This is a genomic window from Streptomyces sp. NPDC033180, from assembly GCF_055577645.1.
Map to the genome: position 1 here is coordinate 163,077 of NZ_JBVIPU010000007.1, position 13,799 is coordinate 176,875.

Sequence of the window (13,799 nt, forward strand, 5' to 3'; positions counted from 1 at the left end):
GCTTCGGGCGCCTGCCCGGGTGTGTTCTTGCTGGTCGCCCTCTCAGGCGTCTGCTCCGGCGCCCGCCCGGCCGCCTCCTCCGGCGCCCTTCCGGGCGCCTTCGCGGTCATCGTCGGTACGACCACCGGGGAGCCGTCGCCCGGTGCCTGAAGGATGTCCGCGTCGATTCCGTACAGCTCCTTGACGAGCTCGGCGGTCACCACCTCGCGGGCCGGGCCGTTCGCGACGATCTTGCCGGCGTTCATGGCGATGACGGTGTCGGCATAGCGGGCGGCGCTCGCCAGGTCGTGCAGGACCATGACGACGGTGCGGCCCGCGGCGGCCACCTCCCGTACCAGGGACAGGACTTCGACGGCGTGCCCGAGGTCAAGGGCGCTGGTCGGCTCGTCCAGGAGCACGATCGGCGTCTGCTGTGCGAGGACCATCGCCAGCCAGCAGCGCTGGCGCTGGCCGCCGGAGAGGTGGTCGAGGCGGCGCGTGGCGAGGTCCGTGGTGCCGGTGGCTTCGAGGGCCTCGCGCACGGCGGCCTCGTCCTCGCGCGACCACTGGCGGAACAGGCCCTGGTGGGGGTGGCGGCCGTAGCGGACGAGTCCGGCGACGGTTACCGCCTCGGGGGCCTGCGGGGACTGGGCGAGCAGCGCGATGCGGTGGGCCGCGCGGCGCTGGGTGAGCCGCCACACGTCCTCGTCCCCGGCGCGAACTGTGCCCGAACTCGGCTTGTGGAGCCGGGAGATGGAGCGAAGAAGCGTCGACTTTCCGCAGCCGTTCGGGCCGACGATGGCGGCGACCTGTCCGCTGGGGATGGTCAGATCGACGCCGTCCACGGCGGCCGTGTGGCCGGGGTAGCCGGAGGTGAGCGCCTCGACGGTCAGTTGCACGGGTCAGGCCTTTCCGGTCTGCTCGGAGTTCTTGCCGAAGAGGACCCACAGGAGGAAGGGTCCGCCAAGGACGCTGGTGATGACGCCGACGGGGATCTCCACGGGGGCGACGACGCGGCCGAGCGCGTCGGCGGCGCCCACGAGAGCCGCGCCGACCAGGGCCGAGCCGATGATCGGGACGCGGGACGGGCCGCTGAGCCGGCCGGCGACGACGGGTGCGGCGAGCGCGACGAACGCGATCGGTCCTCCGATGCCGACGGCCACGCCGGACAGGGCGACGGCGAGCGCGAGGGTCACGGCGCGTACGCGGCGGACGTTCACGCCGAGGGTGGCCGCCATGTCGTCGTCGAAGCGCAGGAGTTGGAGGCGCCCGCCGGCCACGAGGGACAGCGGTACGAGGACGAGCAGGACGATCGACAGGGGCGTGCCGACGCTCCAGTCACGGCCGCTGAGGGAGCCGACGGTCCAGAGGAAGACGCCGCCCGCTGTGTTGTCGTTCTCGCGGGACATGACGAGGTCGGTGACGGCGCCGATGACGGTGGAGACGCCGATGCCGACGACCAGGATCCGGTATCCCCCGCTGCCCGCGCCGCCCGCGCAGGCGACGACGACCATGGCCGCGGCCGCTGCACCAAGGGGCCCGAGCCACCAGTCGCCGATCATCCCGGTGGACGAACCGACGACGGAGGCGACGACGGCCGCGGTGGCGCCTTCGTTGACGCCGATGATGTCGGGGGTGGCGAGCCGGTTTCCGGCGAGCGTCTGGGTCAGGCACCCGGCGATGCCGAGCGCCGCGCCGACCATGAGCCCCACGGCGATCCGCGGAAGGCGGAAGTCCCGCACCAGCATGACGGTGGCGGAGTCCCCCGTCCCGAGCAGTCCGGAGAGGCTGTCGGAGAAGCTCATGCCGGTGGAGCTCGCGAAGGTGGCGAGCGAGACGACCGCCGCGATCACCAGCGTGAGCCCCACGGCGGCGAGGGCGCTGCGGTGGGGGAAGAGCCAGGAGAAGGTCCCCACACGGACAGAGGTGGAGTCGGGCGGGGTGATCTCCGCGGGCCCGGAGTCGGGCGTGCGCTCCGTGCTCACGCGGCGACCCCCGCCGTGGACATCCGCTGCGACCGGGCGATCCAGATCAGCAACGGGCCGCCGATGAAGGCGAGGAGCACGCTGACCGGGGTCTCCCAGGGGCGGATCACGACCCTGGCGAGGAGGTCGGCGGCGATCATCACGTTCGCCGCGACCAGCGCGGAGAGCACCAACTGGCCCGCCATCCTGGGGCCGGTGACGGCGCGCGCCGCGTAGGGGGCGAGGAGGCCGAGGAAGGCGATGGGTCCGGCGATGGCGACCGCCGAGCCCGCGAGGAGGGTCACCGCCGCCGCGACGACCAGCCGGATCCGCCCCGGGTGGTGGCCCAGCGAGCGTGCGCTGTCGTCGCCGAGCGCGAGCGCGGAGAGGGGGCGTACACAGCTGAAGGCGATGAGGAGGCCGACCGCGATCAGCGGGATCAAGGGGTACGTCTCGGACGTCCTGATGCCGGCCAGCGAGCCGATGGTCCAGTAGCGGTAGGTGTCGAAGGTGGCCTGTTCACCGAGGAGTACGTACGACGTCATGCCGTGGAAGGTCGCGCCTAGCGCCGATCCGGCGAGCACGAGCCGCAGCGGCGAGCCCGCGGCCCGGCCCGAAGCGGCGAGCAGCAGCACCACCGCGCTCGCGGCCATGCCGCCGACCAGGGCCCACACCAACACGCCGTACGCCGACGTCACTTCGAAGTATGTGAGACCGATCACAACGCCCAGCGCCGCCCCCGAGTTGACCCCGAGGAGGCCCGTCTCGGCGAGCGGGTTTCGCGTCACGGCCTGCAGGAGGCAGCCCGCCGCGCCGAGGGCGACACCGACCAGGACGCCGGCGAGCGTACGCGGAAGGCGTACATCCATCACGGCCAGCCGTATCTGGGCGTCGGCCCGCGCGGAGGGGTCCCCGGCGAGGAAGTCCCAGGCGCGGCTCATCGGCGTCGACCCGGACCCGACCAGGAGCGAGAGCAGGCCGAGCAGCAGGAGCAGGACAACAAGGGCGGCAGCCGCCCACAGCGTGGGGCGATGCATCTTCGCCAAGCCCGGTATGGGAGGTCTGGATCCGGACGTTGGGACCCGCCCCTCTTGCGCAACCAACATGAAGTTAGCCTAACCTAACCTTGACCTGGAGCCCCGAGTCGGGGTGGCGGCGAACTCCCTGTTCTTGCAGGGGTACTTCGTCATGCCCCGACACGGCCAGGGATGACCCTTATGTCCGGACTGCCCCCCGGACTCGGAAGCATGGAGACACGGACATGTCCTCGAACCACTCCCCGCGCACCCGGCTGACCGCGGTTGCGGCCCTCACCCTGGCCTCCGCGCTCACCCTCTCCGCCTGCGGTTCGGACTCGTCCGACGACTCCGGCTCCGGTGCCAAGGCCAAAAACGCCGGGAAGGTCACCGTCACCGACGCCTCCGGTGCGGAGGTAAAGGTTCCGGCCAATCCCAAGAAGGTCATCGCGCTCAGCGAGATGGACCTGGACTCCGCCCTCGCCCTGAAGGTCAAGCCCGTCGGTCTGTCCGCGGGCAGAGGCCAGAAGGGCGCCCCCGAGTATCTGGCCGACCAGGCCAAGGGCATCCCGGTCGTGGGCGCGGTCACCGGACCCGACATCGAGAAGGTCCTCCAGGCCAAGCCGGACGTCATCCTCGCCGGGCAGCTCGCCGACCAGCAGGTGCTCAAGCAGCTGAAGGGGATAGCCCCGACCGTCGTCACGATCGACAGGACCAAGGACTGGAAGAAGTCCCTGGAGATCACCGGTGAGGTGCTCGGCAAGTCCAACGAGGCGAGCGCGTTCCTCAAGGACTACGACACCAAGACCGCCGCCGTGCAGAAGAACCTCGGCGACAACGCGGGCGCGAGCGTCTCCGTGGCGCGCTACTCCGCCAAGGGCACCGCCGTCATGCAGCAGGGCGTGTTCATCTCCGACGTCCTGAAGGACCTCGGCTTCAAGCGGCCCGGCATCCAGAACAAGAAGGGAGAGGGCCACTCGACGCCGCTCAGCGACGAGGACCTGAAGCAGATCGACGCCGACTGGCTGTTCATCGGCACCCTCGCCTCCGCGGGCCCTGACGCCGACCTCTTCAAGGAGCTGAAGGGCAAGGCCGCGTACAAGCAGCTCGACGCGGTCAAGAAGGACCACACCACCGAGATCGACGGCTCGAAGTGGACCAGCCTGGGTGGCGCGCAGGCCGCCGTCTCCGTCCTTCAGGACGTCGAGAAGGCGATGGGCAAGTGACTTCCGGCATAACCGACCCTGAGCTCGCGGGCCGGGTGGCCCTGGTCACCGGCGCGAGCCGGGGTATCGGTCAGGCAGTGGCCCGCGCGCTCGCCGAGCGCGGCGCGCGGGTCGTGGCCGCCGACCGGTCGCCCGACGTCAAGGAACAGGACGTCGAAGAGCAGTCGGAGGGCGGCCGCGTCACCGGCATGGTGCTCGACGTCACCGACGCGGCAGCCGTGGACGCCGCGATCGATGAAGTCGAGCGCACCGTAGGGCCGTTGGACATCCTCGTGAACGTGGCAGGCATCCTGCGGCCGGCCCCGGTCGTCGAACTCACCGACACCGACTGGGCGGACACCTTCGCCGTCAACGCGAACGGCGTCTTCCACACCTCGCGCGCCGCGGCCCGCCGCATGACCGCGCGCGGCAAGGGCTCCATCGTGACGGTCGGCTCGAACGCCGCCGGGGTGCCCCGCACCCAGATGGCCGCGTACGCCGCGTCCAAGGCCGCAGCCACGATGTTCACCAAATGCCTCGGTCTGGAGGTCGCCCGCGACGGCGTGCGCTGCAACGTCGTGTCGCCGGGCTCCACCCACACCGACATGCAGCGGCAGCTGTGGACGGGCGACCACGAGCAGGCCGCCGCCCGGGTCATCGACGGCGACCCGGCCTCGTACCGGGTCGGCATTCCGCTCGGCCGGATCGCCGACCCCTCCGACATCGCCGACGCGGTCGCCTTCCTGGTCTCCGACCGGGCCAGGCACATCACCCTGCACGACCTGTACGTGGACGGCGGCGCCACCCTGCGCGCCTGAAAGCCGCGCCGCCCTCCCCTACTTGACGAGGAGTCATCCGTGACACCGCCCAATGACGTGGTCGCAGACGCCGCCCCCACCACCCCCGGGGCCGTCGGCGCGGCGACCGCGCTGCTCGACGCCTACCGACCCGGCGACACCCGGTTCTTCGCGTCGCCCACCCGCACCCTCCTCGCCCACGGCACGGCCGCCGAAGTGCCGCACGACGAGCGGCCGTTGACGGAGCGGGTAGCCGCCACCCTCGACGCGCAGCTGCGCGCGGGCAACCAGGCCCCGGTCGTGGTGGGCTCCATCCCCTTCGACCCCACCGAGCCCGCTGTGCTCGCGGTGCCCGAAGCGGCCCGCTGGGCACCCGCCCTGCGCACCGACCCGCTCGTCGCGCTGCCCACCCCGCCGCCCGCGACGGCCGGCGGCTGGCAGGTGCGCGAGGTCCCCTCGGGCGAGGAGTACGCCGCGTCGGTCGAGGCCGCCGTCGCGCGCATGAAGAGCGGCGAGTTCGACAAGGTCGTCCTCGCCCGCACCCTGGAGCTGTCCACGGAAGGACCGCTCGACCTGCCCGCGATGCTCCAGCGCCTGGCACGCCGCGACCCGCGCGGCTACTCCTTCGCCGTGCCGTCGGGCTCGGGCCGCACCCTTCTCGGCGCGAGCCCGGAGCTGCTCGTCTCGCGGCACGGCAACCGTCTGACCGCCAATCCCCTGGCCGGTTCGACGCCCCGCTCGGCGGATCTCGCCGAGGACGTGCGCCGGGCCGCCGCGCTGCTCGAATCGGCGAAGGACCTGCACGAGCACGCCGTCGTCGTGGACGCCGTGCACAAGGCGCTCGCCCCGTTCTGCACCGACCTCGACGTGCCGGAGCGGCCCACGCTGGTCCGCACTGCCACGATGTGGCACCTGTCGACGACGATCACCGGCGATCTCGCCGAGCCGGCCACCTCCGCCCTGGAGCTGGCCACCGCGCTGCATCCGACTCCGGCTGTCTGCGGTACCCCTACCGGGCACGCCCGTGGCGTGATCGGAGAGCTCGAGCCCTTCGGCCGCGGGCACTACACCGGCATGGTGGGATGGAGCGACGCGCGCGGCGACGGCGAGTGGGTCGTCACGATCCGCTGCGCGGAGGCCGAGGAGACGCAGGACGGCACCGGACGGCTGCGGCTCTTCGCGGGCGCGGGCGTCGTGGCCGACTCCTCGCCGGAGGCCGAACGCGCCGAGACGGGCGCCAAGTTCCGTACGTTCCTGGACGCGGTGGGGGTCGACCGATGACGACGGCAGAGAGCCGCGCGGACGCGCCGCGCATCCCGGAGGTCTTCGCCGAGCGCTACCGCGCCGCCGGGTACTGGCGCGGCGAGACCTTCGGCGGCATGCTCCGTGAACGCGCCGACACACACCCCGCCCGGGTCGCGATCACCGACGGAGAGCGGAACTGGACGTACGGCGAACTCGACGTCCGCGCCGACCAGTTGGCCGCCGGGTTCACGGCCCGTGGCATCGGCAAGGGTGACCGGGTCGTCGTCCAGCTGCCGAACGTCGCCGAGTTCTTCGAGGTGATCTTCGCGCTCTTCCGGATCGGCGCCCTGCCGGTCTTCGCGCTGCCCGCGCACCGCGAGACGGAGATCCACTACTTCTGCGAGTTCACCGAGGCCGTCGCCTACGTCATCCCGGACCGGCACGGCGGCTTCGACCACCGTGACCTCGCGTCGAAGGTCCGCGCCGAAGTACCCACGCTGCGCGACGTGTTCGTGGTGGGCGACCCGGGCGAGCACACGGCCCTGTCCGACGTGCCGCGCGAGCCGATCGAGATCGACGGGCCGAAGCCGTCCGACCTCGCGTTCCTCCAGCTGTCGGGCGGCAGCACCGGCGTGCCCAAGCTGATCCCCCGCACCCACGACGACTACATGTACTCGCTGTGGGGCTCGAACGAGCTCTGTGGCGTGACGGAGGACTCCGTCTACCTCGTGGCACTGCCCGCGGCCCACAACTTCCCGCTGTCGTCGCCCGGTTCACTGGGGCTTCTCTACGCGGGCGGCCGTGTCGTGATGTGCCCGCAGCCCGACCCGGACACCGCGTTCCCGCTCATCGAGCGGGAACGGGTGACGATCACCGGTCTCGTCCCGCCGCTGGCGCTGGTGTGGACGGACGCGGGCCGCAGCACGCCGTACGACATCTCCAGCCTCGACGTGCTCCTCGTGGGCGGCGCGAAGTTCAGCGAGTCGGCCGCGCGCCGCGTCGCACCGGCGCTCGGGTGCTCCCTTCAGCAGGTCTTCGGGATGGCCGAGGGTCTGGTCAACTACACGCGGCTCGACGACCCGGCGGAGACGATCGTCACCACCCAGGGCCGTCCGATCTCCCCGGACGACGAGGTACGCATCGTCGACGACCTCGACCAGGACGTGCCGGAGGGCGAGGCGGGCCATCTGCTGACCCGCGGCCCGTACACCATCCGCGGCTACTGGCGCGCGCCCGACCACAACGCCCGCTCGTTCACCGCCGACGGCTTCTACCGCACCGGCGACATCGTGAGCCGCACCCCCACCGGACATCTGGTGGTGGAGGGTCGCGCGAAGGACCAGATCAACCGCGGCGGCGAGAAGATCGCGCCGGAGGAGGTCGAGAACATCATCCTCGCCCACCCCCACGTCCATGACGTGTCGGTCGTCGCCGTGCCCGACGAGTACCTCGGCGAGCGGACCCTCGCGTACGTGATCCTGCGCGCGGACGCCGAACCGCTGAAGCCCGTCATCATCAAGAAGTTCGTACGGGAGCGGGGTCTCGCCGCGTACAAGGTGCCCGACCGGGTCGAGTTCGTGAACGCCTTCCCGCAGACCGGCATCGGCAAGATCAGCAAGAAGGACCAACGGACGAGCGCCGCGGCTCCGGTCAGCTGAACCCTGCCATCAGCCGCCGGGCGGCCGACCCCTGCCCGGCGGCACCCGATCCACCCAGCTACCTTGAGTTCCCGAAAGGCTTCACCATGGCGCTCCCCGCCGTCACGCCGTACCCGATGCCCTCGTCCGACGAGCTGCCCGACAACCGGGTCTCCTGGACCATCGACCCGCAGCGGGCGGTGCTGCTCGTCCATGACCTGCAGAACCACTTCCTGACCGCCTACACCCCCGACACCTCGCCGGCCACCGAACTCCTCGCCAACGTGGGCGAGTTGGCGAAGGCGGCGCGCGCGTCCGGCATCCCCGTCCTGTACTCCGCCCAGCCGGGCGGCCAGACGCCGGCCGAGCGCGGCCTGCAGCAGGACTTCTGGGGCCCCGGGCTGCCCGACGACGAGCACGCGAAGGCGATCGCGGGCCCGGTCGCCCCGGAGCCCGGCGACACGGTGCTCACGAAGTGGAAGTACAGCGCGTATGTCCGCACCGACCTTCAGGAGCGCATGCGCGAGGCGGGCCGGGACCAGATCATCATCGTCGGGGTGTACGCGCACATCGGCGTCCTGATGACGGCCTGCGACGCGTGGATGCGTGACGTGCAGGCGTTCGTCGTCGCGGACGCCGTGGCCGACTTCTCCCGCGAGGAGCACGACATGGCGCTGCGCTACGCTGCCGGCCGGTGCGCGGTCGTCACCACCACCGACGCGGTTGTGAAGGGGATCTGACATGGCGCTCAGCGTGGAACTGATACGGGCCGACGTCGCCGACGTGCTGGGCGAGGACCCGGCCGACATCCCCGTCGACGAGAACCTCGTCGACTACGGCCTCGACTCGGTGCGCATCATGTCGCTCATCGAGCGCTGGCGCCGTGAGCACGACATCACCGCCACCTTCGTGGACCTGGCCGAGCAGCCCGCCATCGAGGCCTGGGCGCCGATTCTGGGAGCCTCGGCATGAGGCTCACCGCTGCCCAGTCGGGCATGTGGTTCGCGCAGGCGCTCGACCCCGGCAGCCCGGCCCAGAACACGGCCGAGTGCCTGGAGATCCACGGTCCCATCGATCCGTCCGTCTTCGCGCGGACACTGCGTCAGGTGGTGTCCGAGGCCGACGCGTTGCGCGTGAGGATCATCGAAGGAGCCGAAGGACCCGCTCAGTTGGAGGTCGCCGACCCGGCGCTACCGCTGAAGGTGCGCGATCTGCGCGCCGCGTCCGACCCGGACGCCGAGGCACAGGCGTGGATGCGCGAGGACCTGGCCACGCCGTTCGACCTGGCGGCGGGTCCGCTGTTCGCGCACGCGCTGTTCCGCGTCGGCGACGAGCGCTGGCTGTGGTACCAGCGGGTGCACCACATCGTGATGGACGGCTTCGGGTACTCGCTGCTCGCCCGTCGCACCGCCGAGATCTACACCGCGCTCGCCGCGGGCGAGGAGCCGGGCGAGAGCCCCTTCGGTCGCCTTGAGGACCTGGTCGCCGAGGACACCGCGTACCGCTCCTCGGAGACGTTCGAGGCGGACCGCCGCTACTGGGACGGGGCCTTCGCCGACCGCCCCGACGCCCCCAACCTGGCCGGGCGCACCGCGCTGCCGTCCCGCACCTTCCACCGCCGCAGCGCCCGCCTCTCCCCCGAGGCCACGGCCCGGCTGCGTGAGTCGGCTTCCTCGATGCGGGCGACCTGGCCGGAGGTGCTCGTCGCCGCGCAGGCCCTGTACGTGTCCCGGGCGACCGGCTCCGCCGAGGTGGTGCTCGGCCTGCCGATGATGGGCCGTATGGGGTCGGTGGCCCTTCGCGTGCCCGGCATGGTGATGAACGTGCTGCCGCTGCGGCTCACCGTCACCCCGCAGGCCACCTTCGCCGAGCTGACCCGGCAGGTGGTGCTCGGCATCCGCGCCGCCCGCCGCCACCAGCGCTACCGCTACGAGGACATCCGCCGCGACCTGGGTCTGCTCGGCGATGGCCGATCCCTGGTCGGACCGCTGGTCAACGTCATGCCGTTCGACTACGGACTGACCTTCGCGGGCGCCCGCACGGACGCCCACAACCTGTCGGCGGGCCCGGTCGACGATCTCACGGTCAACGTCTACGACCGCACCGACGGCAGCGGCCTGCGCATCGACTACGACGGCAATCCCGCCCTGTACGAGCCGGACGAACTCGGCGTCCACCAGGCGCGCTTCATGGAGCTCCTGGAGCGCATCGCCGACGCGGGCCCGCACACGCCGCTGGCCGAGCACACGATCGCCCGCCGGGTGGAACTCTCCCTGGTGACCGACGAGTTCAACACCACCGCGCACCCGGTGCCGCCCACCACGCTGATCGGCCCGATCGAGGGCCAGGCCGTCCGCACCCCGCACGCCACCGCACTGGTCTTCGGCGACCAGGAGCTCACCTACGCCGAGCTGAACGCCCGCGCCAACCGGCTCGCCCACCATCTCATCGAGGTCGGGGTACGTCCGGGCGCGCTCGCGGCGGTCGCCGTGCCCCGCTCGCTCGACCTGGTGATCACACTCCTGGCCGTGCTCAAGGCGGGCGGCGCCTATCTCCCGCTGGACCCGGACTACCCGGCGGACCGTCTCGCGTACATGCTGGAGGACGCCGGACCTGCCTGCGTGATCGCCGACCGTGCCGACCGGGTGCCCGCAGCTTCGGGTGTGCCGATCGTCGCCCTGGACCGGCTGGACACGGCGCCGTACGGCACGTACGACCCACCGCGCGCGCTCACCCCGCACCACCCCGCCTACGTCATCTACACGTCCGGGTCGACCGGCCGCCCCAAGGGCGTGGTCGTGCCGCACTCGGCGATCGACAACCGGCTGCGCTGGATGCAGGCGACATACGAACTCGTTGCCGGTGACCGTGTGTTGCAGAAGACGCCGTCCGGCTTCGACGTGTCGGTCTGGGAGTTCTTCTGGGCGCTGCGGGTGGGCGCGACCCTCGTCGTCGCCGAGCCCGGCGGCCACAAGGACCCGGCGTATCTGGCGCGCGTCATCCGCGAACAGGGCGTCACCGTCTGCCACTTCGTGCCGTCGATGCTGCAGGTGTTCCTGTCCGAGCCGGCCGCGGCCGACTGCACGGGCCTGCGGCACGTCTTCTGCAGCGGCGAGGCGTTGGCGCGCGAGACGGTGCGGGAGTTCGGGCGCGTGCTGGACGGCGCACCGCTGCACAATCTGTACGGTCCGACCGAGGCGGCCGTCGACGTGACGTACCACCCGTGCGCCACCGACGCGACGGGCCCGGTGCCGATCGGAAGGCCCGTCTGGAACACCCGTCTGTACGTCCTGGACGCCGCGCTCCAGCCGTGCCCGCCCGGCATCCAGGGTGAGTTGTACCTCGCGGGTACTCAGCTGGCAACCGAGTACCTGGGGCGGCCCGAACTGACCGCGTCGCGTTTCGTCGCCGATCCCTACGGCCCGCCCGGCACCCGTATGTACCGCACGGGTGACCTGGCGCGCTGGAGCGAGCACGGCGAGATCGAGTACCTGGGCCGCACCGACCACCAGGTGAAGCTGCGGGGGCTGCGCATCGAACTGGGCGAGATCGAGGCCGAGTTGGCCGCCGACCCGGCGGTGGGCGCGGCCAGCGTCCTGGTCCGCGAGGACCGGCCCGGCGATCAGCGGCTCGTGGGGTACGTGACGCCCTCCGACGCCGGAGCCGTCGCCGACCCCGAGGAGCTGCGTACCCGTCTCGCGCGCACGCTGCCCGACTACATGGTGCCGGGCGCGATCCTCGTCCTGGACGGCTTCCCGCTCAGCCCGAACGGCAAGCTGGACCGGCGTGCCCTGCCCGCCCCCTCCTTCGAGGGCTCCGCCGACGGCGGCCGGGTGCCGAGCGGCCACCGCGAGGAGACGCTCACCCGGCTCTTCGCCGAGGTCCTCGGAGTGCCCCAACTCGGCGTGGACGACGCCTTCTTCGACCTGGGCGGCACCTCGCTCCTGGCGGCCCGCCTGGTCGCCAGGGTCCGCGACGCGCTGGGCGCCGAGCTCACCATCGGCACGCTCTTCCAGGCGCAGACCCCGGCGGCGCTCGCCGCCCACCTGGACGCGGACCACAGCGAGGCCGACCACGCCCTGGACGTACTGCTTCCGCTGCGCGCGGGCGGCGACCGCACCCCGCTGTTCGCCTTCCACCCGGCGGGCGGCATGAGCTGGTGCTACTCGGGGCTGCTCTCGCGGCTCGACCCGGGGCAGCCGGTGTACGGACTCCAGGCGCGCGGACTGCACGGCGAGGGTGGACTCCCGGCCACGATGGAGGAGATGGCGTCGGAGTACGTGGAAGCGCTGCGGGCGGTGCGCCCGCACGGCCCCTACCGACTGGTCGGCTGGTCGGTGGGCGGTGTGCTCGCCCACACGGTCGCGGTGCTGCTCCAAGAGGCGGGCGAGGAGGTCGAGTTGCTCGCACTGCTCGACGCCTACCCTTCCGACCAGTGGCGTGACGCGGCGGTCCCGGCGGAGGCGGACGCCCTGAAGGCGCTTTTGCGGATGGCCGGTTATGACCTGACGGACGAGCTGACCCGCGAGGACGTCCTGGCCACACTCCAGCGTGAGGGCAGCGCCCTGGCCGGCCTGCCGGACAGGACACTGTCAGCGGTCCTCGACATCGTCATCAACAACGCCCGTCTGATGCGCGAGCACGACCACCGCCCCTTCGACGGCGACGCCCTGTTCTTCACGGCCGCCGCGCCGCGCGCCGAGGACTGGCTGACGAGGGACGCCTGGGCGCCGTACATCAGCGGCTCGATCAGCAACCACGACGTGGACTGCCTGCACCCGGAGCTGACGCAGCCGCGCCGCCTCGACGAGGTCTGCGCCGCACTCGCCGCCCGCCTCAAGGAGCTGGACCACGCATGACGACGACACCCGACCCCTTCGACCCGGTCGACACCGGGGCCGAGGCCGAGCCGACCCACCTGATCCTGGAGAACGCGCTCGGGGAGTACTCCCTGTGGCCCCTCTTCCGCGCCGCGCCCGAGGGATGGACCACGGTGTACGGACCGGAGACGTACGGCCGTTGTCTGGCCCGCCTCCAGGACGCGCCCGCGTGACGGAGATCCACTTCGTCCGCCCGGCCCCGCTCGACGTGTCGCTCCTCGACGCGCAGGAGCGGCGCCGGGCGGCGGCGTTGCGGCGTCCGGCGGACCGGGAGATGTACGCGGCGGCGCACACCGCGCTGCGCCTGCGGCTCGGCGCTTGTCTCTCCGTCGATCCGGCGGCGGTGGAGCTGGTGCGGCTGCCGTGCCCGCTGTGCGGTGAGCCGCACGGCCGCCCCGCCGTCGCCGGAGGGGCGGGCCCGCACTTCTCGCTCTCCCACACGAACGGCCTGGCCCTGCTCGCCTTCGCGGACCGGCCGGTCGGCGCCGATGTCGAGAGGCTGCCGTCCGCGAGCGTGGTGGCGGACGCGGCAGCTTCCCTGCATCCCCAGGAGCAGGCCGAACTGATCGAACTCCCCGCAGCGGAACGCCCCTTGGCGTTCGCCCGCTGCTGGACCCGCAAGGAGGCATGCCTCAAGGCGACGGGGGAGGGCCTCGCCGGAGGCAGGATGACGTCACTGCTGGTGGGCACGGGCACAGCGCCGCGCACGGTCCAGGGCTGGACGGTGCAGGACGTGCCGACCCCCGAGGGCTACGCGGCAGCGGTCTCCATCGCGGACTCCTCCGCCGACTCCGCCCGGAGCAACTGGAGGAGCCCATCCACGATCCCGACGCTCCGGCACAGGTAATCGCACAGGCGCGTCAACGCACCCCACTCCCACTCACTGGAACACCCCCTCACCCATGGCAGGAACGGTGAAAGCCGGTGGCCGCCCCCCGAGGGCTACGCGGCAGCGGTCTCCATCGCGGACTCCTCCGCCGACTCCGCCCGGAGCAACTGGAGGAGCCCATCCGCGACCCCGACGCTCCGGCACAGGTAATCGCACAGGCGCGTGAACGCACCCCACTCCCACTCAC

General features: G+C 72.0%; 11 protein-coding genes and 1 pseudogene. 9 read left to right on the plus strand and 3 right to left on the minus strand.

All coding sequences use genetic code 11. From position 1 onward, the window contains the following. Positions 1-89 precede the first annotated feature (89 nt). The 3 genes and pseudogenes from ACZ5WE_RS21025 to ACZ5WE_RS21035 form a co-directional block, all read right to left on the minus strand. Positions 90-878: pseudogene (locus ACZ5WE_RS21025) on the minus strand (ABC transporter ATP-binding protein); the annotation flags it as partial. A gap of 3 nt (positions 879-881) precedes the next feature. Further along, positions 882-1,964 (minus strand): FecCD family ABC transporter permease, encoded by a 1,083-nt coding sequence (locus ACZ5WE_RS21030; protein ID WP_467691151.1) that lies wholly within the window; start codon positions 1,962-1,964, stop codon positions 882-884. Further along, the gene (locus tag ACZ5WE_RS21035) at positions 1,961-2,980 is read right to left on the minus strand and encodes a FecCD family ABC transporter permease (protein WP_467691381.1); all 1,020 of its coding nucleotides are present in this window, start codon (positions 2,978-2,980) and stop codon (positions 1,961-1,963) included. Before ACZ5WE_RS21035 ends, ACZ5WE_RS21030 begins: the two co-directional genes overlap by 4 nt. 224 nt (positions 2,981-3,204) lie before the next feature. Here ACZ5WE_RS21035 and ACZ5WE_RS21040 point away from each other — a divergent pair, with 224 nt between their 5' ends. From ACZ5WE_RS21040 to ACZ5WE_RS21080, 9 genes are all read left to right on the plus strand, one after another. Beyond that, positions 3,205-4,185, plus strand: a complete 981-nt coding sequence (locus tag ACZ5WE_RS21040) for an ABC transporter substrate-binding protein (RefSeq protein WP_467691153.1) — start codon at positions 3,205-3,207, stop codon at positions 4,183-4,185. Next, a complete protein-coding gene (locus ACZ5WE_RS21045; protein ID WP_467691155.1) occupies positions 4,182-4,982 on the plus strand; it encodes a 2,3-dihydro-2,3-dihydroxybenzoate dehydrogenase in 801 nt (266 codons plus the stop codon). Before ACZ5WE_RS21040 ends, ACZ5WE_RS21045 begins: the two co-directional genes overlap by 4 nt. 39 nt (positions 4,983-5,021) lie before the next feature. After that, positions 5,022-6,242, plus strand: a complete 1,221-nt coding sequence (dhbC, locus tag ACZ5WE_RS21050) for an isochorismate synthase DhbC (RefSeq protein WP_467691156.1) — start codon at positions 5,022-5,024, stop codon at positions 6,240-6,242. Further along, entirely contained in the window at positions 6,239-7,864 is a 1,626-nt protein-coding gene (locus ACZ5WE_RS21055; RefSeq protein ID WP_467691157.1) for a (2,3-dihydroxybenzoyl)adenylate synthase, read from the plus strand. The genes dhbC and ACZ5WE_RS21055 overlap by 4 nt, the downstream gene beginning before the upstream one ends. An 86-nt stretch (positions 7,865-7,950) precedes the next feature. Beyond that, positions 7,951-8,583 (plus strand): isochorismatase family protein, encoded by a 633-nt coding sequence (locus ACZ5WE_RS21060; RefSeq protein ID WP_467691159.1) that lies wholly within the window; start codon positions 7,951-7,953, stop codon positions 8,581-8,583. A gap of 1 nt (position 8,584) precedes the next feature. Beyond that, positions 8,585-8,815 (plus strand): phosphopantetheine-binding protein, encoded by a 231-nt coding sequence (locus tag ACZ5WE_RS21065; RefSeq protein ID WP_453443839.1) that lies wholly within the window; start codon positions 8,585-8,587, stop codon positions 8,813-8,815. Continuing rightward, positions 8,812-12,702: an amino acid adenylation domain-containing protein gene (locus ACZ5WE_RS21070; protein WP_467691161.1), complete on the plus strand. Its 3,891-nt coding sequence runs from the start codon at positions 8,812-8,814 to the stop codon at positions 12,700-12,702. Before ACZ5WE_RS21065 ends, ACZ5WE_RS21070 begins: the two co-directional genes overlap by 4 nt. Continuing rightward, complete coding sequence (locus ACZ5WE_RS21075) at positions 12,699-12,896, plus strand: MbtH family NRPS accessory protein (protein ID WP_467691163.1); 198 nt, start codon at positions 12,699-12,701, stop codon at positions 12,894-12,896. Before ACZ5WE_RS21070 ends, ACZ5WE_RS21075 begins: the two co-directional genes overlap by 4 nt. After that, a complete protein-coding gene (locus ACZ5WE_RS21080; protein ID WP_467691165.1) occupies positions 12,893-13,570 on the plus strand; it encodes a 4'-phosphopantetheinyl transferase family protein in 678 nt (225 codons plus the stop codon). The genes ACZ5WE_RS21075 and ACZ5WE_RS21080 overlap by 4 nt, the downstream gene beginning before the upstream one ends. Positions 13,571-13,799 lie beyond the last annotated feature (229 nt).